The sequence below is a fragment of the Bacteroides neonati genome (assembly GCF_000499785.1).
Taxonomy (GTDB): Bacteria; Bacteroidota; Bacteroidia; order Bacteroidales; family Bacteroidaceae; genus Bacteroides; species Bacteroides neonati.
This window is the reverse complement of sequence record NZ_HG726027.1, coordinates 188,596-208,584: the sequence shown is the minus strand read 5'-3', so window position 1 is coordinate 208,584 and position 19,989 is coordinate 188,596. Positions and strand designations below refer to the sequence as shown.

Genomic DNA, 19,989 nt, shown 5'->3' with positions numbered 1-19,989 from the left:
TTACTTCTTCGCCGAAGCCGAAGTGTATCTGGCATTCAAACCATCTACAATTTCTTTCGTAATATTGAGTGAAGGCTCAGCATACAATAAGTTATCAAAACCTGTATTGCTGATAATCAAGCTATATCCTTTGGTTACGTTATATTCTTTCAGGAATTTGTTGATTGAATCGCGTAGCTGTAAGCTGTTCTTTTGGTTTTCGGCAGCCAACTCTGAAGATAACTTCTGTTGCAATGCCTGAAGATCTTGCTCCATTTTAGCCAGACGGTTGTACTCTTGCTGTGCTCTATCTTGTGAAATGAAAGCGTTGGCTTCGTATTTCTTCTGGAATTCCTGCTTCTGCTTGCCCAGTTCGTTTGCTTTCTGGTTCAAAGTCATACGGATATTTTCTTCTTTCTTCACCATGGCCTCATTCAGGTCAATGCAAAAATTATATTTAGAAAGCAACGTATCTACTTCTACATAAGCAATCTTTAGTTCAGATGATGTAGCCCCTTTCACTCCGCCTTCGGCAGCAACCGCTGTGTTATCGGCTTTACCGGCGCATTGTGAAAATAAAACGATAAGTGCCAAAGCTGCAAAACCGTTGATGAGGTAGTTTATTCTCTTCATAACTTGTAAAATATAGTTTTTAATTAATTAATTCATATTATCGTTTAAGGTCTTTTTCTCCAGCTCATCAATCGAGAATCCGGATTTGCGTTGTGCTTCCCGATCTTGAGATTGTACACAACCAATGCCTTTGTCGCGCAATGTTTTATTGCCACTAACGTGCCCATTGGGAAACTTCCCTCCTTTTACTAAAAGCATCCGGATGCCTAATAATGCAAGGCAAATAGCAACTATTAACAGAGTTATCAGTATTGTATAGAGCATTTACATTAATTTTGTGAGTGCAAATATAGACTTTTGTATGGATTAAGCCTCTTTTTTAAAGGAGAAAAAGAGAATTACAGTCAAAATACGCAACTAATTTAAGCATATTTAGCAATATATCGACTTATATTTGCCCTTTCATTAATAACAAAAAGAAAACAGAATGGAAAAACAACTATTGAAACCTACCGGCATCTTTCGGTATTTCGCAGAAATCTGCCAAGTGCCGCGCCCTTCAAAGAAGGAAGACAAAATTATCTCTTACCTCAAAGAGTTTGGTGCAAAGCATAATCTCGAAACCAAAGTCGATGAAGCCGGTAATGTACTGATCAAAAAGCCCGCTACAAAAGGAAAAGAAAACTTACAAACCGTAGTGCTGCAATCGCATGTGGATATGGTGTGCGAGAAGAATGCAGACGTAAAACACGACTTTCTGGTCGATCCTATCGAAACGGAGATAGACGGAGAATGGCTGAAAGCAAAAGGTACTACGCTGGGAGCCGACAATGGTATCGGAGTAGCTACCGAATTAGCCGTATTGGCAGATAATAGCATTGAGCACGGCCCGTTGGAGTGTCTTTTTACAGTCGATGAAGAGACCGGACTTACCGGAGCATTTGCTTTGAAAGAGGGTTTTATGAATGCAGACATCTTGCTGAACCTAGACTCGGAGGATGAAGGCGAACTCTATATCGGTTGTGCAGGCGGTATCGACTCGGTGGCCGAATTTACATATAAAGAGGTAGAGGTGCCTATCGATCATTTCTCTTTCAAGGTAGCAGTAAAAGGATTGAAAGGTGGACACTCGGGTGGCGACATCCACTTGGGACGAGGCAATGCGAATAAGATTCTGAACCGTTTCCTTCATCAAATGCAGGTTTGTTACCAAAACGATTTTTACCTGTGCGAAATAAACGGTGGCAACCTGCGCAATGCTATTCCGCGCGAGGCATTTGCCGTCTTTGCCGTGCCCGAAAAGGCAAAGCACGACGTACGCACAGCCTTGAACGTATTCATTGCCGAAATAGAGAATGAACTAAGCGTAGTGGAACCCGACTTGAAAGTTGTTCTCGAATCGGAAGCTCCCCGCACAAAAGCCATTGATCAGGATACAACGCTCCGGTTGATAACAGCCTTATATGCCTGTCCGCACGGAGTATTTGCCATGAGTCAGGACATCCCCGGACTGGTTGAAACCTCTACCAATCTGGCATCGGTTAAGATGAAGCCCGAAAACACAATTCGTATCGAAACCAGCCAGCGCAGTTCCATCCTTTCGGCTCGCGATGATATGGCCAATACGGTGCGCGCTGTATTTACCCTGGCCAAAGCACGTATTAGCTCGGGCGACGGTTATCCGGGATGGAAACCGAATCCCCACTCGGCAATCCTCGAAGTGGCTGCTGCCTCTTATAAGCGTCTGTTCGGAGTAGATGCACAGATCAAGGCTATCCATGCCGGACTGGAGTGCGGACTGTTCTTGGATAAATACCCTTCATTGGATATGATCTCATTTGGCCCCACAATGATCGGTGTACACTCGCCCGACGAACGTTTGCTTATTCCTACGGTAGAGAAGTTCTGGATTCATTTGCTTGATGTATTGGCAAATATCCCTGAAAAGAAGCAATAAACAAAACCAGTTTTCGTTTATATAGACACAGATTATAAGACTCATGCGGTTGATTAATCTGTGTCTTTTCTTTATGAATATGCTACCTTCGAGACATGAATGCACGAAACACGATCCGAATTCTTTTCCTGCTCTGCTGTTGCTTCTTCGCAATAAGTTTGCCAAGCCAGGAGCAACCTCGCTTTCGGGTGATGTGGTGGAATGTGGAGAACCTGTTCGATACGCACCACGACTCGTTAAAAAATGACAGAGAGTTTCTGCCCGATGGTATCCGTCGTTGGAGTTATGGGCGATACAAGAAGAAGTTGGACAATCTGTCCCGGGTAATCACCGCAGTAGGCGAATGGACACCTCCCGTATTGGTGGGGCTCTGCGAAGTAGAGAACGATACGGTACTGCGTGATCTCACCCGCTACTCCGCACTGGCCGGACAAGACTATCGATACATCATCACCCATTCGCCTGATGAACGAGGCATCGATGTGGCGTTGCTTTATCAACGCCATCGCTTCAAACCTCTCTCCCATCAATCCATTCGCATAGCAGCTTTCAATCGGAAGAGCCGCCCCACCAGAGATATCCTACACGTTTGCGGCCTGTTGTTGAACAATGATACGATTGACATTCTTCTTTGCCACCTACCCTCGCGGACGGGCGGTGTGAGAGAGTCTGAGCCTTATCGACTCTTTGTTGCCCAAAAGCTACGCACCATATCCGATAGCTTAATAAACGTACGAACGAATCCAAAACTGCTTCTCATGGGCGATTTCAATGATTACCCCGGCAATAAATCCATCACCCGGGTGCTGGGCGCGGCAACTCCTTCGGCACACATATCTTCCGACAGTCTATATCACTTACTGGCACGTAAAGCCCGCCAACGGAACTTCGGCTCGTACAAATATCAAGGGCAATGGGGATTATTGGATCATCTCATCGTATCGGGCAACCTGCTCAACACCTCCACCCACTTCTATACCAGTGAAGATAAAGCCGATGTGTTTCGAGCTCCTTTCCTATTGATAGACGACGAGAATAAAGGAGGCAAGCAACCTTTTCGAACCTATTACGGCATGAAGTATATAGGAGGATATAGCGACCATTTGCCCATCTATACCGACTTTTATATTCGGGAATAGGATGGGTTCAATCGGAATATTGATATAGTTTGAGGTCAAACTTCGGCACCATAGCCAAGAGATGATCAAAGATATCGGATTGAATCCGTTCGTACTCTTTCCATATTTTATTTCGGGAGAAGAAATAGACCTCAATAGGTACACCATATTCGGTTGCTTGCAGTTGACTAATAATTAAATCAAGCTCTTGATTAACCACAGGAAGACTACCTCAATTCCGCAGCTAATTTATAACTGATTCAAATAGCGATTTAATTCACCTAATAGTTCCTACTCGTAGCTTTTCCCCCTGCTTTTCTCCTTGATTTCAGGTTATAGGGCATAGCTTCCCCTTTCCCCAGTTAGCTGAAGGCATAAGTAATCCCACGAAAAGTTGTTTTTACGGACTCCAAAGCAACTTGTATGGTTTGTCGGAATAAATATTGAGTACCCATTGTCTGCCTGTCTTTACCCATTTCGCAGGAACTGTAATGAATCGAAAGATAAATCGTTTGACTCGGCTTACCGGTTCAATATCTTCAAACACGGCTGCAACCTTCTCAATAAGGTAAGCATAAAAGTTTTTAGCCATGGCTGTAAGTAGCAGGAATACTGTATTCTCTTTGAGGAATGAACAGGGAAGATGACTCCACCCGAAATCGTTATTCATCATGTCGAATGTTCTTTCACAGGCTCCACGAGCATTGTAGAAGAGTACAATGTCTTTTTCAGAACTTTCATGGTCATTGGTTAAGATGCACCGATAGGTGTATTCACCATCAAATAGGTCCAATTGGTTGTCCTTACGCTTTTGCCTTTGAATAACAAGTCGGTAGTTTTCTTCTTGCAAAAAGGAAGTAAAAGGTATGGAGGTCACTTCATAATTCTCGAAGTTGATTTCTTCTTTTTTCCAATCTGTGATTTTCGTCATTTCTTCATACAGAGACTGACATTTGCCGGCTCGTATGTAGAACTTGTTGCAGTAGCCATGTGTCATACGGATAATCTCTTCCGAATAAGAACCACAGTCCATCCGGCAACGGTCTATGAATATTCCCCTATCGGCCAAACGACGAAAAGTCCGTTGGAGCGTATCCGCTTGACGAAAACGGACATTTGCGTTTGCGGCCCGATTTTCCACACCAACAATGTTACCACCAATAGTTGCCGTGCCGGGGAAATAACCACGTTTTTTCTTGTAAGAATACTGAGTGTCATACTTTTCTGTGGGAATAAACTGGTGGTCGAAGTCCAAGTTATAAAGCGTGTTTGGCTTGAGTTGTTCTGTTTGAAGGAGCATATCGAGCATCAAACTATTAAGCTGTTCCGCCTTATTGAAAGCATAGCTTGCTCCTTTTTGGGAAGTATAGTGGATATCCAATTCTGCGAGTTCTTTTATGCCTCTCAATAAAGTATCCGGACTGGGGATTTCAGTATCCGGGCGTAATTCAAGATGTTTGCCAAGGTGTTTGCCGATATCTTCGATGTGGTCACCGCCGCAATAGTAGATCCAAAATAGGCTCGAAATAATTTCGCTATATTGGTAACCGGCGTAGGAAGAACGTAATCCTAAAGATTTATCGATCACGGAATTCAGTCCTAAACGAGAAAATTCATCCATTGCGTAAAATATACCCCCAAAAGGAGTGATATTATCTGATTTTATGGCTATTTTTGTTGTCATATGCACAAGTACCTTTATGGTTTGTTTGGTAGCACTAATTTAGGTGAATCTTGTGACATAACCAAACCTTGAGGATGTTATTCATCCTCAAGTGTTTGGATTCTCTGAAAATAATATGACTGCGGATTTAAGGGACTACATAAATAACGTTCGATATACACCCTGAACACCTGAGAGTTGGTAGGAACTGTATCCTTGTCGGGCTGGTAATCTGCCAACAAAGGAATTTCCTTTCGAAAAGTATCGAGCATATCGGGCGTACAAAATTTAATGGTATTGAGGTCGAGTATAATGTTCTTCTTTACTCGCCTACCACCGGAATCTTGCATGAAACGCCAATTCTGAAAACAAGTACTGACCAATGTATAAGGAGGTATGGTGGAAATCGTATTATCGAAGTTCTTCACTTTGACGGTATTGAGCGTTATCTCCTCTACCACCCCATTGGCATCGTTGGACGGAAGCGTAATCCAATCGCCTATACGAACCATATCATTGGCCGAAAGTTGTATCCCCGCCACAAATCCCAGAATCGTATCTTTAAAAACCAACATCAAAATAGCCGCCGATGCCCCCAAGCCGGTAAGTAAACTGGCCGGAGAGCGATTCATCACAACAGCAATGATCACAATGCCTCCCACGAAAAACAATAATACCTGAAGCACTTGAATAAAGCCTTTCAAGGGACGGTTTCTGGCCGTTGCCTCGCTACTGTACACATCGAGAATCATCAACAAAACGCCGTTGGCAGCCAATAAAAGCGAATAAACAATGTATAGTACACAGGCTTTCTGAGAAAGAAAAAGTAATTCCTTTCCGCGGATAAAGGCCAACGGCAACAGAAAGAAAATAAGAACACCCGGAATCGTATGTATTAAGTGATGAAACACCTTGCGCTTCATCAACAATGTATTCCAGGTGTGTGGAAAACGTTTGGTATATCGCCTCATACCCCCTACCAGTATAGCCTGACAGATGTAATCGAGTCCGATAGCTACAACTACCATTAATACGGCAATAATTGCCTCATCAAACATATTAGCCACTTTAGGGTCTACTCCCCAACCCACAAGAATGTGGTTCATCCAACCTCCTAAATCCATATCGTTTATTTTTATAATATCATTGCAAAGAATAATGTGATCTATAAAAATAACAGAAGAAAAGGAGTTTGGTTTACGGTTTCTTCAGACTTACCCGTTTACTTTCTTATAATCTTCAAGAAATTTCTGGAGTCCGGAGTCCGTAAGCGGATGATTTAACAACCCTTTAATGGCACTCAGCGGACAGGTTGCCACATCTGCACCCGCATCGACACACTCTATGATATGTTTGGTATGGCGAATAGATGCGGCAAGTACCTGTGTTTTATAATCATAAAAACGATACATCCGTACAATGGCAGCCACAAGTGCTACACCGTCTTCACAAATATCATCCAGTCTGCCAACAAAAGGAGACACGTAAGTAGCCCCCGCTTTTGCTGCCAGCAATGCCTGCCCAACCGAGAAAACAAGTGTACAATTGGTTCGGATACCTTTTTCCGAAAAATAATGAATGGCCTTGATGCCATCGGCAATACAAGGCACCTTCACTACGATATGCGGATTGAGTGCAGCTAGTTCCATTCCTTCACGAATCATTCCCTCATAGTCTGTGGCAATCACCTCTGCACTCACGTCTGCCTGCACTATATTGCATATTTCCACATAATGTTTCTGCTGATTTTTAATGCCTTTGATTCCCTCTTTAGCCATTAACGACGGGTTGGTTGTCACTCCATCCAAAACGCCAAGGTCATGTGCTTCTCGTATCTGTTCTAAATTCGCTGTATCAATAAAAAACTTCATGATCGTATTATTTTAAAGGTTATACATCTTAACTTACAACAAGCCGTCGTTATCTTTTGTTTACTAACAAACTGTTTATCAATACAATTTACTATTTCTGAATAAACAGTCCGAACTCATCCAGTTCAACACCGGCAGGCTCATCAGTTGGTGTGGTAGCATCGAGTTTAATGTAACGCGCCTTCAGCGGTTTATCAAACGATACAATTTGCGGCAACGGGTTGTGCATGATGTTACTAAACTCACCATGAGTAGGAATTTCGGTCCACTTAGTACCATCCATACTGCCATAAATTTTGTAACGGAAAGCCATCGTGGGTTTAGCCTCTGCATGAGCGGGCGCATATACAAACCCTTTCAGCGAAGCCTCTTTGCCCAGATCAATGGTGAAAGGTGCGGTAGACAGCTGCTTCCAGTTCTTACGTTCGGCATCGTTACGCCATGCATCGCTCTCTACTTGATCGATCAACGGAGGAGCATAGTAGGCCGCTACCCGACTGATATTTGCCGTTAAACGACAATCGTTGATCTTCACACGCAACTTCGAGGCTTTCACAGGATCGAACCGAAGCATGCGTTTGTAGCCAATGGTGGTTTCTTTGGCAATTGTTTTCCAGCCATCACTTGTCAACGCTTCTACTTCAAATGATTCTACTCGTTGCCCTTTCGTAATATCCTCCTGAAGCAGCACTACGTTAATTTCAGATTTGCTCCGCAACGAATAAGTGCGCGTATCTCCCGAAACCGCTTTCCATAGACGTGTTCCTTTCTTGACTTGATCATTGGCAAACGCACGTTTGCGGTAAGCGGCAAACTCCTTCAAACGATTTACATCGGCTTCATTGATAAGCCCGCGGCGATCGGGGGGGATATTGAGCAACAAAACCGAATTATAGCCAACCGACTGAAAATAGATATCGGTAAGTTGTTTCAAGCTCTTTACTTTACTATCCTCTTCTTGATGATAGAACCAACCCGGACGAATCGACACATCGACCTCCGAAGGATACCAAAACATTTCGGTGGCTTTTTCGATCATAGCACGACTACCCAAGTCTTTGGAGGTAGCCTGGATTCCTTGCCGTTCATTCTCCGCTTTGGCACCAGCATAAGCCTCGGGCATTAAGACAGTGGCACTCCATTCGGTTTCGCGCCCCAGCCCGCGCTCGTTTCCTACCCAACGCACATCATCACCCATAATGGCCGTCACTGCATGAGGTTGCAGGCGGTGGATCGTTGCGAGTGTGGTATCCCAATCATATACCTGCTTTTTGCCATTAGGGCCTTCGCCATTGGCACCATCAAACCAGACTTCGTCTACCTCGCCATAGTTGGTCAGCAGTTCGGTCAATTGTTCGATAAAGAACTCGTTGTATTTGGGCGAATCACCATAGCAAGCGGCATTACGATCCCAAGGCGATAGGTAAACACCAAATCGCATATCATATTTATCGCAAGCGCGACGCAAATCGCCTACTACATCGCCTTTACCTTCTTTCCAAGGCGAAGAAGCAACCGAATGAGTCGTTGTCTTGGTAGGCCAAAGGCAAAAACCATCATGGTGTTTTGCCGTGAGCAGCACCATCTTAAAACCGGCCTCTTTCAGCTCGCGCACCCATTGTTCGGCATCCAGTTCCGTAGGGTTGAATAAAGCCGGGTCTTCCTTTCCGTCGCCCCACTCGCGCCCAGTAAAAGTATTGATACCAAAGTGCAAAAAGGCAGTTAGTTCAAGACGTTGCCAAGCCAACTGTTGCGGGGTTGGAACCAGCCTGGCAGCCATTTCGACCTTTTGCTCAAGAGTAGCTCCTTGCGGAAAAGCAACACGTTTTTCGTAGTTCTCATTCTGAGCCTGTCCGCTACACAAAAGAGCAGACAGGAATAAAGATAGTAGTAGTTTTCTTTTCATATTTTAATTTAGCGGATAAAGAGTAAATTCAAACTGTTGTTCGCGTACAGAAACCAAGTAGTGGGGCAAAACTCCGGGGCCACAAGTGGCTGTGCCTACCCCTGCCTGCTCCGCATCCAGATGAATGGTAAACTTACCTTCGGTTTCCAGTTCATTGATATGTTTGGCCTTTTCTAATAATACATCCGAGAAAGGAATGGCACTAAACTGAAAAGGTTTGTTTGATTCAAATTGACATCCCACACCTGCCTCATCGGTCATCTTCATCCAACGCACATCCGTATGATTGCCGGTAGACTGTGGCGTTACATAATAATGGAACATACGCTCAGGGGTCGTTTTATAAAGGGCTATCTTGCCCGATTGTTTACGGTCTGCATACGTCTCGTGCTCTCCACGTCCTAAGTAAGTGACATTGGCATACGTATCGTTCATCTCGAATGCCAGTCCCAATCGAGCCAATGACTTCACCACTGCCGTATCGGGGTTGAAAGCCGTTTGCACTTTTAAAGCACCGTCTTTATTCAGGGTGTAAGTAAAGGTGGCTTCGCCTACCTTCTGCTCCTTAGCATTGAGTATCTCAACTTGAGCAGTAGCCGATGTTTTTCCTTCTTTCAGGGCAACGACCTTTTGCGTTAAGCGATCCAAACCGGCTTGTCTCCATAAACGAGCTCCGTTTCTATCCCGATTATCGTTGTCGGTTGCCGGACGAAACAGGCTCAACACGATGGGCGAAGCTAATAATTCTTTTCCATTCAAGCGCAAAGAGTTCAAAGCGCCGGTAGCTTTATCCACCGTAAAAGTAGTCGCTGTAGCTATTCTATCGCGATGATACGAAACAGGTTTCTTTGAGAGAGGCAATACAAACTGATCGTAGGCTACCTCCCAGTTCGTAGTAACAAACGGAGTTGCCTCTTTGCGCGTCCAGCTTAGGTTCAAGAAAGCTTCCCGGTTGCCCGATGTGCATTTAATCGCTCCAAGTGTAACATCTGCCGTAGCATGCGGAGCACAAGATATCTCTTTTGTTCCCTGAGCACACACCGTTCCATCATCTGTCGTCACGTTCCAATGCAGGATGTATTCATTCAATTCGGAGAAGTCGAACCAATTCTTCACCCGAATGGTCAGGTTTTTAGGATTGACCAAGGTCGACTTGATGTTTTGGTACACCTTCTTCACTTCGAGCAGGTGAGGATGCGGCACACGGTCGGCACCGACCAATCCGTTGCCACAGAAGTTTCCGAAGCTGGGAATATCCTTAGGCCCGTAATCGCCACCGTATGTCCAATACCATTTTCCGTTGGCATCGATCTCACGGAACGATTGATCAACCCAATCCCAAACACAACCTCCCTGCGCCATCGGCTCGTTCTCGAATACATCCCAGTACTCTTTCAATCCGCCAACACTATTGCCCATGGCATGCACGTACTCACATAGAATAAACGGACGGTAAATATCTTTCTTGTCTACATACGCTTTTATCTCGTCTACGCTGCGGTACATACGGCAGTAGATATCGGTATTATAGTTCTCTTGGGCACGCTCATACTGTACGGGACGGCTCTTCTCTACCGACTTGAGCCAATCGTACGTCCTTTCAAAGTTAACTCCGTTTCCGGCTTCGTTGCCCAACGACCAGATAACAATAGCAGGGTGATTCTTCGAACGCTCATACATTCGTTGAGTGCGATCCATGTGTGCGGGCAACCACGTGCTATCCTTAGCCAACGAAGCAGCACCATAACCCATACCGTGCGATTCGATATTGGCTTCATCGATCACATAAAGACCGTAACGGTTGCACAGTTGATACCAGTAAGGGTGCGTAGGATAATGAGAGTTACGAACCGTATTGATGTTGTATTGCTTCATCAATCGGATATCTTGTTCCATCAATTCTTTGCTTACCGTGCGCCCCAGTTGAGAATGCTCGTGGCGGTTGGTTCCTTTGACCAACGTAGGAACTCCATTGATACAGAAGCGCCCCTCTTTAATCTCCGAAGTGCGGAAACCGATCTCAGTACCGGTTATTTCGGTAACTTTGCCCGTAGCATCTTTCAACTCCAAAAGTAAGGTATACAAATTCGGGTGTTCGGCACTCCACGCATTCACGTTCGGAATTCTCTTTTCATCAAACGTAATCAGGTTGCTCAGCCCTCTGGATTTTACTTGAACAGCCTCTTGCCATACAGTCTTACCGGCAGTATCCTGCAAGGTGTAAGCTACAGTACTGATCCCGGTTGCAGGACCTGCCACCGTTACATCCAACCCGAAGATGCCCTCTTTATACTCTTTCTTATCGAGTGCAGAGGTTACTTTATAGTCGGCTATATACTGTTTCGGGGTACTATATAAATAGACATCGCGCTCGATACCACTCAATCGCCACATATCCTGGCACTCGAGATAAGCACCCGCACTCCATCGGTACACTTCGAGTGCAATCGTATTGTCACCCTCCTGAAGTTTATCCGTAATATCCCATTCGGCAGCCGTTTTCGAACCTTGGTTATAGCCGATAAATGTGCCGTTCACCCAAACATAATAGAACGAAATCACCCCCTCACAGCACAAAACCACTCTACGGTCTTTCCACGAAGCAGGCACGGTAAAGGTACGACGGTACGAGCCAACCTCGTTCTCTTTATGTGGAACCAACGGAGGATTCTTTTTAAAGTTGAACATCTTATCATCAAACTCATAGGTTTCATTGACGTAAATGGCAGTGCCATACCCTTGACGTTCCCAATTGCCGGGTACATTGATGTCTGCCCACCCATCGGTATAAAAGGTTGGCTTATAAAAATCTTTGGGACGATTATCGGGATTCTTCACCCAGTGGAACTTCCATGAACCATTCAGACTCAGATAATAGGGAGATTGTTCGTAGTTGCCCGCCTTTACATCCGCAGCGGTGCCATAAGGCCAAACGTAGGTATGTGGTGCAAGTTTATTCAACCCGATCGCATATTGACTCTGCCATTCGGGAAGTTGTTGCGCCATGGCGGGAAAGGCAAGCAGGCCGGCTATCAACATTAGTAAGTTTTGTCTCAATAAGTTTCTCATGTTCATCTTCTTTAGGGTATTTTAGTCAATCATTATCTCATCGAAAAAGACTCTCGATTCTTGTCCGGGACGTACGTGATTCTCGGGACACTTTCCGGCTCCTTTGCCTGTTACCCGCACATAACGCGCTTCCTTGCCACCTAAATCAATCGTACAATTATCGATAAATGTACCTTCGCGGAAAATTTCTTCGAAGGTAAATTTCAATTCTCCGACCGTATTGAAGTCTGTGTTGTCATTCGATAGCTCAACGCGGATGGCAGAAGGTTTATGTATTGCCATTCCATAGTTGGTAATGCAACCGATGGCAAAGGTATGCAGCTTTTCCGATTTTTCCAAGTCAATCGTGAAAGATATGCTATCACTTTTTTCCCAATTACACCATTCAAAGTCAGTTTGTTTCAAACTTCCCCGTACGCCGTTTGTTAATACCTTTTCGTTAGCCCTTCCTCCAAGAATCGTTTTCGCTGTGGCTTTATTCCAACCGATGGGCAACACAAGGGTCTGTCCCATCTGCTTTCCTGCGATAAACGTAGCACTCTTCATTGTAAGCGCCGAGCGAATGATAAGAGCTTGTTTATAAAGAGCGGAGGCTGCGGTAGGTTCGCTTCCATCCAACGTATACCGAATCTCTACATCCGGGCGAATGCACTCCAGATCTACGTTCAACCCGCCGGATTGAGGAGTAACCGTATGCTGAATATTGTACATAGAGCGTGCATACACTATTCCTTTCTCTGCGAGATGAGCATTGTAATTATCTACGCTTTGAATAAAGCGTGTCCAGTTTTTCTTCTCAGGCAGTGTCCATGCTCCTTCGGCCAAGGCCGCCAGACGGGGGAATAAAAGATAATCCACATCTTCCGGCTTATTACAGAATTCTGTCCAGAGCGATGCCTGAACGCCCATCAGCAAAGAAGCATATTCAGGCTTCCAATCTTTCTGAATCGGTTCGTAATCGTATACATCCTTAAGCGTGTTATTGCCAAAATAGGTCAGCGGTTCGAACCACTGCGGCCCTTGATAGCGAATCAGGTACATGATACGGGCGGGGGTCATAACAAAGCGATGTCCCAGTTTTGCCCCCTTCAATGCAGCCGTTCCCATGCCCTGCCAACCAAAAATAATCGCATCTTCGGGCATGGAACTATTGGTCAACTCATCCCAACCCATCACCCCTTTGCCTTTGTCGGCAACATATTTTGCCACCCGTTTCATAAAGTAGCCTTGCAGCTCCTCTTCGTTAGGCAGTTTTTCTTTTTGGATGCGTGCCTGACAAAGCGGACATTTCTCCCAAGTTGTTTTTTGAGCCTCATCACCTCCCAGATGAATGTAACGAGAAGGAAATAGGGTTACCACCTCATCAATCACATCTTGTAAAAAGGTAAATACGCTATCGTTTCCCGCACAGTAAATAGCATTGGCATTCTTACCTCCCAAACCGGGCAACACGCCAATAAAGTGATCAACTACCGGACAAGCCAGTTGAGGATACGCAGCCAGTGAAGAGTTCGTATGAGCCGGCATTTCAATTTCAGGAATCACCTCTACCTGCCGCTGAGTAGCATAGGCTACTATTTCTTTGATATCCTCTTGGGTATAGAATCCGCCGATAGGCGTAGGTTCGCCTGCCTGAGGGTTGCGTCGAGAGTGAAAGGGTACATCAGTACGGTCAACACGCCATGCACCAACCTCGGTAAGCCGGGGATATTTCTTTATTTCCAATCGCCAACCATTATCATCAACCAAGTGAAAGTGAAGCGTATTGATTTTCAACATAGCCATGCAATCGATGATACGCAATACATTCTCTTTGGGCAGAAAGAAGCGAGCCACATCGAGCATCAGTCCACGGTATCCGAAACGCGGTTCGTCGGTTACCTGTACCGATGGTATATTCCATTCGATATCCTTTGTCACTGTATTCTTCTCAATAGCAGCGGGCAACAACAAACGCATCGATTGCAACGCGTAGAAAAAGCCTTTCACATCGGCTGCTTTCACGGTAATACTTTTAGGAGTTACCTGTAATTGATAGGCCTCACTTTTCAAGGAAGCATCGGTGATAAAGCGTATATCACCCTTTTTATTGATAACAAGTTTCGGCGTAAATCCGGCAGATCGGGTGAATAAAGAGCTGAAAGAGCGTACCAGATTGGCTTGTTCGGCATTCTCTACCGCAAAGGTGGTTCGAGAGGTAAACAGATAGCTTCCACTGCCCGATGTCAATTGCATCGGACATGGAAGTATGGAGCGTGTTTGTGTGATGTGACGGTCGGATGTTTCTTGTGCCCGAAGTGGTAGCACCAGTAACAAAAGTAATAATAAGGTATATTTTCTCATGGTATATATCGTTAGTCGTAATGTCATTCTTTATCTCTGTCGGGGCTGAAACGTACCGAATCATTGTACTGCTCCTGTAGCTTCAAAAGCTCCTCTTTCAACTCATTGGCTATCTGCTCATACGCCTCCTGCCCGTATAAGTTATGCATTTCGTGCGGATCGGACTGCAAGTCGTACAACTCCCACCAATTGATATCATTATAGAAATGAATCAACTTATAGCGTTCGGTACGCACGCCATAATGGCGTTTTACGCAATGCTCGGCCGGGAATTCATAGAAGTGGTAGTACAACGCTTTTCGCCATTGCTGCGGTCTTTCATTTTTCAGTAAGGGCAACAGTGATGCACCTTGCATATCTTTAGGAACCTCTACTCCAGCCAGTTCGAGAAAGGTAGGTGCATAATCAATGTTTTGTACTAATTCGCCGATGTCTCCCCGGCGATTCATACCGGCGGGTAAGCGCATAATAAGAGGGGTACGCATTGATTCTTCGTACATAAAACGTTTGTCGAACCAACCGTGCTCACCCATATAAAACCCTTGATCGGAGGTATATACCACCAATGTATTTTCGAGCAACCCTTTCTCCTTAAGATAATCAAGCACACGCCCCACATTGTCATCGAGAGACTTCACGGTTTTCATATAATCGCGCATATAGCGTTGAAACTTCCAGTTTGCAAGTTCTTTCCCCCTGGGTTTTTTCCGGTAAAAGTCTTCAATGATAGGTGTATAGAACTTATCCCATGCAGCACGTTGTGCAGGATTCAACCGCCCGAGGTATTCTTCATAAAGGGATTTTAGGCGACTCTCTTTATCCGGGTGCAACATTTTCAAGTCATAAATCATGTCCATATCTTTCACAATACTCATTTCCTGCGCTGCTGCAGCGGGTCTGCCTGCATAGTCGTCGAAGAAGTTGTCGGGCATCGGAAATGTCTTATCCTCATATAGAGCCAGATTGCAGGTATCGGCCATCCAGTTGCGATGAATAGCTTTGTGATGAATCAGCAAACAAAAGGGCTGATCTTTGACGCGTTTATGTTCCATCCAGTCGATGGCATCATCGGTAATCAGGTTGGTAATGTATCCTTCTTTTTGAATCGTATCATTGTTTTGTGTGATAAAACGAGGATTGTAATAATCGCCCTGTCCGGGCACTATTTCCCAATAATTAAAGCCTGACGGCAAGCTTTCGAGATGCCACTTGCCAATCACCGCAGTCTGATAACCGGCTTTTTGCAACAGCTTCGGAAATGTTTGCTGCGCACTGTCAAACACGCAAGTCGTATTATCGTAGAACTTATTGGCACAACTGTGCTTGCCGGTAATCATGCAGGCACGGCTGGGACCACTCAACGAATTAGCGACAAAACTGTTGGTAAAGCGCACTCCATCTTTGGCTATGCGATCCAGATTAGGTGTTTCAATATAGCGTGTATCATAGCAGCTCATCATTTGGGCCGTATGGTCATCGGTCATGATATAGACGATGTTCAGTCGTTTCTGTTCATCCTGATTAGGACGCTTGCCGGCACAGGAAACCAAAGATGCTACCGCAGCAGCACTGGTGATTGAGTAGAGTAAACCAGATTGTAAGTTGTTCATTATAGTTATATTTAGGAATATTAATTCTTAAAGTTATTAGAATTAATAGATCAGATCAGACAGCACTCTCGTATCAAAAAAGCATTCTGAACAAAGAAAGAAGTCAAATGAACATTCGAACCTTCTTTCATTGCTCAGAATGATAATTGCACTAATTCATCATTGAAAACAAATCAATTAATCTCCATCAATAGAATGTATGGTTACTTACACCGCTTACACCTTGAAGATAATCGCTTTTCGATTTATTAATATAGAAGCGTACCCAGTCTATTTCGAGACGTGGAATAGCATCCTTATCACGGTCAGCAATGTAATTGTTCAATGAAGCAAAGCCTTCATCCCAATTTTCAGGAATAACACTGCCCAAAGCCCAATTATTAGCAGGTGCTTGCGTAAGGATATAATAGAGACCATCCGGGTTCATCGTTCTATTAAATGGCCACTCACCAGCCGGAAGTCCACTGGTAGCTTCGGTAACCGTCAATGTTGTTTCTCCATTAATACCCATTTTTACTGTCTTATCGTCTACCCATTCAAACCAATAAATATTCCAGTCATCCATCTTCGTAATCATATTCATACTAGATGGGTTACGATCAACGCTACCCATATGCAACGTTTGATGCGCATCATTATCCGTATCGGTTCCGGCAGGGTTTTCAAGTATATCGACTTCTCCCACCAAAGGCCAGCTCCTATTCGCTGTTCCCATAAGCCAGATAGCCATATTGAAACCTTTCTTACGTCCACGCAAACGAGCCCGTGTTTCCACTCGCACGCCCGGAAGTATTCTGGCAAAACCGGGTTTATAAATACCTTTGCAAGAGTAAAATGCTGCATTTCCATACTGTCTAGGTCCAGAACCTCCTCCCGAAGCATTCGTCGGAATCTTCATGGTCCAAGATTTCAAGAAACCATCATCGGTAACAGTTGAATATTTATTAAGATCCACACCGGCTACGCCTTGTGTACCTACTGTATTTTGTGCAGCAAGACCTTGTGCAATAAAAGTATTGTTAGCAACATTCTCGACAGCGCATACCGGAATTTTATGAAACTCCAAAGCGTTATAGAACTTCCAATTATTAGCAGCCAATTGTGAATTCGGATGCGGATCGCCTTCTTTTATCCCTTTCAATTCTTTCGTGTACCAATTCTGAATAGCCGTTTTGTTAGCAGTCGACATGAACGGGATATTAGGATTATCATACACCCATCGCTCATCTTGAAGTGAAGTTCCTAACGGAGTATCCATATCGTTCATCTTCAACGTAATGCTTTCATCCATCAAAGGATAGCGGGTCGATATCGTTTGTAAGAGTAGAGTCAAATCAACATTTCCAGTATACTTCCCATCCGGAAGGATACTAGCCGAAGTACTTTCTGCCGACTTCGATCCGGCAGGGATGGTGATAGAAGTAGGAAGATTCTGATACCACTTCTCCTCTCCCTCTTTTGGCGTAATCGTTACAATCACCTCTTCGGCCACAGCAACCGGAACGGTAGCGACCAAGATGAAAGATTCTCCCTCTTTCACCACTTTGTCTGAGCTTCCCTTCAAGGATAAAGCTACGCGATAATAGTCTGAAACGGTTATCGTTTGTGTAGCACCTGTCACCTTATAGCCACGTACAAAGGCACTAACGTCTACAATGGCACCCGAAGTAATATTCGAGTTCACCGGTATATCTACTTGCAGGCTCTTTTCTCCTTTACTAAAAGTAACCATCTTCGGGAAGTTTTCAAAGAGTCCCGACTGATCTTTATCACCCGATTTAGCACTTAGGTAGATATCAAAATCTTCGTTTGCCGAAAGTCCTTCGCCATCTACCGCAAAATTAATTTTCAGACGTTCGCCCATTACAAAACTCTTGCTATTCACAGTCATAGTCAGAGGTACCGACTCAGGCAAAGAGTCTATTCCATTATCATCTTTACATCCCACCACGGTGAGTGTAAACAGGTAAATGGGTAAGAGTATTTTATATAATATATTTTTCATATGCTAGTATTTCTATCTTGATTGTTAGTTTTTTAAATTGGGTTGGAATCACCATTTGCCCGGATTCTGTTTCAACGTTTTATTCAGCATTAGCTCTTCGGGTGGAATCGGCAACAAATAGTCTCTACCGGGATCGAACTGATAGCCATTGGGTAAAAACTCTTTCAACGGATCCATCCAATTATTTTCATCTACCAGAACTTTGTCTATTGTAGTCTCGTTATCCTTAGCCAAGGGGTCAAAAGAACGATAGAGTACGCTCTCTTTTCCGAAGTAAGCTCCTTTTCCTCTCTTATTTTTAAATATAGGATGAGCCCTCCAACGCATCAAATCATCCAGACGATAGTCCTGTAAAGCAAACTCCGAACGTCTTTCTCGACGAATCTCTTGCATATTAGGCGTCAACGGATAACCAAAATCAGGAAAATGAGGATCGATAGTCGATGGTTTTACATAAGTAACTCCGGCACGTTCTCTTAATAACCTCAAGGTCTTATCTAATACGGCATCCGTACATTTGCCCAATTCTTCGGCTGCTTCGGCATAGCTGAGCAGCGCCTCGGCATAGCGAATCAGCACATGTGCTGTTTCTGATTTTCCGGTAACCCAAGTTGTATCAATGCCTAAACGAATATGGTAACCGGTAATATTTTTCCCATTACCCGACCCTTTAAGGAAAGGAGGAGAGATACGTTTGATAATAGCACTATCCGCTTCAGAATAGTCCTCTCCCACTAAAATCGGATAAGGCTCTACATTCAAGGGTTTTCCATTCGATTTAAATTTTGAACCACTATTCATCACAACTTCGGTCAAACGAGAATCGCGTCCTTTGAATGTTTCATTGAAATCCTTAAACTTCGGCAGCGTCGGATCAATGAAAGTTCCATCTGCATTCAAGTAGTTATCAACCAGCGCCTGCGAAAGTCCGCCTGCAGAGCTTTCATTTACCTGACCTCCGGAAAGTAAACTGCCTAAAACATGAAAGACACCTGTTGCCTCATCATACTTTTTCCAAAAAACAGCTTCTTTGATGTCCGACATATTTTTTGTATTAAATAGATGACCGAACGCATCACCAGCTGTCTTGGCTGTTTTATCCGTTTGGGTAGTATTCAGGGTCAAGTCCGATTTAAATACTTCATCTCCAAATGCCATTACCTGTTCGAAAAAGAAGTTCGAATTGTCAGCTCCTTTATAGAAGTCAGTTCCTTTATGATATTTCTCCCAGGTTCCTTCGTATAAAGCCACCCGCATAGCAAAAATCTGCGCAGCTTCTTTACATATTCTCAATCCTTTACCCTTGGAACGATCGAAAAGCAATTCGCTAGCTGTTTGCAAATCCTGCAGAATAAATTTAGCTACATCGGTACGGTTGGAAGCCGGAATTTGCAATCCTTCAATCGTGGCTTGTTCATCCCAAAATTTATCCATAATAGGTATATCGCCAAAACTGGTCAACAGAGAAAAATGCCAATAAGCACGTAAGAAATAGGCCTCTCCTTTCAAAGAGAGCACAGCAGCCGTTTCCAGTTCGGGAGGAACAGCATAGTAACGGAAGAAATAGTTTACGTTACGTAATTTGGCATAGCCTCCTGTCCAAGTACTTGAACCGTCAAATGCTTTCAATTCACCATTCATACGTGCATTATATGACTCGAGAATGATATTATCGCTGTTGCTTTCGGCTCCCCTCATAGCCATACCGAATTGGGCAAAGGCAGGAAGCGAAGTATACAAATTGTTTATGTAATTCTCCAATTGTGCCTGGTCTGACAAAAAAGAGACATTATTAGGTGCAGTTAAAGGCTCTCTATTCAGAAAATCTGAACAAGCAGAGAACAACAAAACACCCGCTAAAAGTAATATGTTATATATATTTTTCATTTTATATT

The 19,989-nt window shown here is 44.1% G+C and carries 12 protein-coding genes and 2 pseudogenes; 2 read left to right on the top strand and 12 right to left on the bottom strand.

All coding sequences use genetic code 11. The annotated features are described in order from the left end of the window. Entirely contained in the window at nucleotides 1-612 is a 612-nt protein-coding gene (locus TY03_RS19400; RefSeq protein ID WP_042373002.1) for an OmpH family outer membrane protein, read from the bottom strand. A gap of 27 nt (nucleotides 613-639) precedes the next feature. Next, complete coding sequence (locus TY03_RS19395; RefSeq protein WP_042373000.1) at nucleotides 640-876, bottom strand: hypothetical protein; 237 nt, start codon at nucleotides 874-876, stop codon at nucleotides 640-642. A gap of 163 nt (nucleotides 877-1,039) precedes the next feature. Here TY03_RS19395 and TY03_RS19390 point away from each other — a divergent pair, with 163 nt between their 5' ends. Together TY03_RS19390 and TY03_RS19385 are read left to right on the top strand one after the other, a co-directional pair. Then, entirely contained in the window at nucleotides 1,040-2,509 is a 1,470-nt protein-coding gene (locus TY03_RS19390; RefSeq protein WP_042372997.1) for an aminoacyl-histidine dipeptidase, read from the top strand. Between the two features lie 95 nt (nucleotides 2,510-2,604). Continuing rightward, nucleotides 2,605-3,648, top strand: a complete 1,044-nt coding sequence (locus TY03_RS19385) for an endonuclease/exonuclease/phosphatase family protein (RefSeq protein ID WP_042372995.1) — start codon at nucleotides 2,605-2,607, stop codon at nucleotides 3,646-3,648. A gap of 7 nt (nucleotides 3,649-3,655) precedes the next feature. Here the strand turns inward: TY03_RS19385 and TY03_RS19380 are convergent. From TY03_RS19380 to TY03_RS19335, 10 genes and pseudogenes are all read right to left on the bottom strand, one after another. After that, nucleotides 3,656-3,856: pseudogene (locus tag TY03_RS19380) on the bottom strand (mechanosensitive ion channel family protein); the annotation flags it as partial. 171 nt (nucleotides 3,857-4,027) lie between these two features. Next, nucleotides 4,028-5,311 carry an IS1380 family transposase gene (locus tag TY03_RS19375; RefSeq protein WP_042366226.1) on the bottom strand — a complete coding sequence of 428 codons (1,284 nt, stop codon included), beginning with the start codon at nucleotides 5,309-5,311 and terminating at the stop codon, nucleotides 4,028-4,030. A 134-nt stretch (nucleotides 5,312-5,445) separates the two neighbouring features. Continuing rightward, nucleotides 5,446-6,414, bottom strand: a pseudogene (locus TY03_RS19370) (mechanosensitive ion channel family protein); the annotation flags it as partial. Nucleotides 6,415-6,504: 90 nt separating this feature from the next. After that, on the bottom strand, nucleotides 6,505-7,161 hold the full coding sequence (fsa, locus tag TY03_RS19365; RefSeq protein WP_042372992.1) for a fructose-6-phosphate aldolase: 657 nt from the start codon (nucleotides 7,159-7,161) through the stop codon (nucleotides 6,505-6,507). A 91-nt stretch (nucleotides 7,162-7,252) separates the two neighbouring features. Next, the gene (locus TY03_RS19360) at nucleotides 7,253-9,067 is read right to left on the bottom strand and encodes an alpha-L-fucosidase (RefSeq protein ID WP_042372990.1); all 1,815 of its coding nucleotides are present in this window, start codon (nucleotides 9,065-9,067) and stop codon (nucleotides 7,253-7,255) included. A 3-nt stretch (nucleotides 9,068-9,070) separates the two neighbouring features. Next, a complete protein-coding gene (locus tag TY03_RS19355; RefSeq protein WP_042373080.1) occupies nucleotides 9,071-12,136 on the bottom strand; it encodes a glycoside hydrolase family 2 TIM barrel-domain containing protein in 3,066 nt (1,021 codons plus the stop codon). 21 nt (nucleotides 12,137-12,157) lie between these two features. Next, complete coding sequence (locus TY03_RS19350) at nucleotides 12,158-14,479, bottom strand: glycoside hydrolase family 20 protein (RefSeq protein ID WP_042372987.1); 2,322 nt, start codon at nucleotides 14,477-14,479, stop codon at nucleotides 12,158-12,160. 23 nt (nucleotides 14,480-14,502) lie between these two features. Continuing rightward, nucleotides 14,503-16,089 carry a sulfatase family protein gene (locus TY03_RS19345; RefSeq protein ID WP_042372985.1) on the bottom strand — a complete coding sequence of 529 codons (1,587 nt, stop codon included), beginning with the start codon at nucleotides 16,087-16,089 and terminating at the stop codon, nucleotides 14,503-14,505. A gap of 187 nt (nucleotides 16,090-16,276) precedes the next feature. Continuing rightward, on the bottom strand, nucleotides 16,277-18,094 hold the full coding sequence (locus tag TY03_RS19340) for a DUF5006 domain-containing protein (protein WP_042372983.1): 1,818 nt from the start codon (nucleotides 18,092-18,094) through the stop codon (nucleotides 16,277-16,279). Nucleotides 18,095-18,142: 48 nt separating this feature from the next. Next, entirely contained in the window at nucleotides 18,143-19,981 is a 1,839-nt protein-coding gene (locus TY03_RS19335) for a RagB/SusD family nutrient uptake outer membrane protein (RefSeq protein WP_042372981.1), read from the bottom strand. Nucleotides 19,982-19,989 lie beyond the last annotated feature (8 nt).

Excerpts from the sequence above, each read along its gene's own strand:
- TY03_RS19395 (WP_042373000.1), bottom strand. The coding sequence starts at position 876 with ATGCTCTATACAATACTGATAACTCTGTTAATAGTTGCTATTTGCCTT.
- TY03_RS19375 (WP_042366226.1), bottom strand. The coding sequence starts at position 5,311 with ATGACAACAAAAATAGCCATAAAATCAGATAATATCACTCCTTTTGGG.
- TY03_RS19360 (WP_042372990.1), bottom strand. The coding sequence starts at position 9,067 with ATGAAAAGAAAACTACTACTATCTTTATTCCTGTCTGCTCTTTTGTGT.
- fsa (WP_042372992.1), bottom strand. The coding sequence starts at position 7,161 with ATGAAGTTTTTTATTGATACAGCGAATTTAGAACAGATACGAGAAGCA.
- TY03_RS19340 (WP_042372983.1), bottom strand. The coding sequence starts at position 18,094 with ATGAAAAATATATTATATAAAATACTCTTACCCATTTACCTGTTTACA.
- TY03_RS19335 (WP_042372981.1), bottom strand. The coding sequence starts at position 19,981 with ATGAAAAATATATATAACATATTACTTTTAGCGGGTGTTTTGTTGTTC.
- TY03_RS19385 (WP_042372995.1), top strand. The coding sequence starts at position 2,605 with ATGAATGCACGAAACACGATCCGAATTCTTTTCCTGCTCTGCTGTTGC.
- TY03_RS19390 (WP_042372997.1), top strand. The coding sequence starts at position 1,040 with ATGGAAAAACAACTATTGAAACCTACCGGCATCTTTCGGTATTTCGCA.
- TY03_RS19355 (WP_042373080.1), bottom strand. The coding sequence starts at position 12,136 with ATGAGAAACTTATTGAGACAAAACTTACTAATGTTGATAGCCGGCCTG.
- TY03_RS19345 (WP_042372985.1), bottom strand. The coding sequence starts at position 16,089 with ATGAACAACTTACAATCTGGTTTACTCTACTCAATCACCAGTGCTGCT.
- TY03_RS19350 (WP_042372987.1), bottom strand. The coding sequence starts at position 14,479 with ATGAGAAAATATACCTTATTATTACTTTTGTTACTGGTGCTACCACTT.
- TY03_RS19400 (WP_042373002.1), bottom strand. The coding sequence starts at position 612 with ATGAAGAGAATAAACTACCTCATCAACGGTTTTGCAGCTTTGGCACTT.